Raw genomic sequence first — 1783 nt, forward strand, 5'->3', positions numbered from 1 at the left:
CCGGGCCCGCCGACGAACGGTCCCGGCACTGAGCGGGCCGGGCCCGCCGACGACCGGTCCCGGCCCGCGGTCACGCCCCGGTCTCGGGGGTGACGACCAGGTGCTCGGCGAGGAACCAGACCTGGGTCTCGCCGGTGCGGATGATCTGGGAGACCAGGAGGTCCTGGGTGCCGTCGTCCCCGAGCCCCGCCGTGCGGGTGGCGGCGTCGCGGACGTCGGCGAGGATGGTCTCGTGGGCGTCGAGCAGGCGCGAGAGCATCGAGTGCACGTCCTCCGCGCCGTCCGGCGGGCGCGGCACCCCGGTGATCAGCGCGGCGTGCCGGGGGTCGCCCACGGCGACGCCGCCGAGCGTCTGCACCCGTTCGGCGAGCGCGTCGACCAGCTCCAGCTGCTCCCTGGCGTGCTTGTCGAAGAGCAGGTGCAGCTGGTAGGCGGTCGGCCCGCGCATGCCCCAGTGGCACTTCTTGTACAGCGAGTACAGGAACTGGGTGTCCGCGAGGACGCGGTTGAGCCGCTGGCACGAGTACTGCCGGACGTCGTGGGCGAGCGCGATCGGCAGTTGCGTGACGGTGCCGAACTCCTGGATCTCCGCCGCGTGTTGGTGGAGGTGTGGCTGGCTGCTCATGGTGCTCCTGGGAATGGCCGGGTTGTTCGGGGATCAGGCTAGGAACGCGCGGGCCCCCGGCCTGTTCCGACGGCGCACCGCCTGCGTTCCTTCCGTGCACCGGGACGGGAGTTGGGCCCGGGTGCGACACCGGGCCACCGGAGCACTCTCGGGCGACACCGGGTGCTCTCCGAGGCAACCGGCCGGCGACCGCCGCCCCTAGCGTGAGCCCCATCGCAGCCACCCGCTGACCGAGAGACAGGAAAGACCATGCCGTTCATCACCGTTGGCCAGGAGAACTCCGCCTCCATCGACCTCTACTACGAGGACCACGGCACCGGCCAGCCCGTTGTCCTGATCCACGGCTTCCCGCTGAGCGGGCACTCCTGGGAGCGGCAGAGCGCCGAGCTGCTGGACGCCGGCTACCGGGTCATCACGTACGACCGGCGCGGCTTCGGCCAGTCCTCGCAGCCGACCACCGGCTACGACTACGACACCTTCGCCGCCGACCTCAACACCGTGCTGGAGACCCTGGACCTGCGGGACGCCGTGCTGGTCGGCTTCTCGATGGGCACCGGCGAGGTCGCCCGGTACGTGTCCACCTACGGTTCGGCCCGCATCGCCAAGGTCGCCTTCCTGGCCTCCCTGGAGCCGTTCCTGCTGAAGACCGACGACAACCCGGACGGCGCCGCCACGCAGGACTTCTTCGACGGCGTCGTCGCCGCCGTGAAGGCCGACCGGTACGCCTACTACACCGCCTTCTACCAGGACTTCTACAACCTGGACGAGAACCTCGGCAGCCGGATCAGCGAGGAGGCCGTCCGCAACAGCTGGGACGTCGCGGCGAGCGGCGGTTCCTTCGCCGCCTCGGCCGCCCCGACCACCTGGTACACGGACTTCCGCGCCGACATCCCGCGCATCGACGTCCCCACCCTGATCCTGCACGGCACCGGCGACCGCATCCTGCCGGTGGAGAACACGGCCCGGCCGTTCCACCGCGCGCTGCCCTCCGCCGAGTACGTGGAGATCGAGGGCGCGCCGCACGGCCTGCTCTGGACCCACGCCGAGGAGGTCAACACCGCGCTGCTCGCCTTCCTCGCGAAGTGACCCGGACGGCCGCCCTCCCCCGACCGCGGCCGTCCGCCCCGTCGTCGGTACCGCCGTCGCCGGTCCCAGGCC

The 1783-nt window shown here is 71.8% G+C and carries 2 protein-coding genes; one reads left to right on the top strand and one right to left on the bottom strand.

The annotated features are described in order from the left end of the window. Positions 1-70: 70 nt before the first annotated feature. A complete protein-coding gene (locus ACFU6K_RS38300; protein ID WP_380671180.1) occupies positions 71-625 on the bottom strand; it encodes a Dps family protein in 555 nt (184 codons plus the stop codon). A gap of 249 nt (positions 626-874) precedes the next feature. On the opposite strand from ACFU6K_RS38300, the gene ACFU6K_RS38305 reads away from it, so the two are divergent. Further along, positions 875-1711 (top strand): alpha/beta fold hydrolase, encoded by an 837-nt coding sequence (locus ACFU6K_RS38305; RefSeq protein ID WP_380671182.1) that lies wholly within the window; start codon positions 875-877, stop codon positions 1709-1711. Positions 1712-1783 lie beyond the last annotated feature (72 nt).

The organism is Kitasatospora sp. NPDC057512, from assembly GCF_042802135.1.
Taxonomy (GTDB): domain Bacteria; phylum Actinomycetota; class Actinomycetes; order Streptomycetales; family Streptomycetaceae; genus Kitasatospora.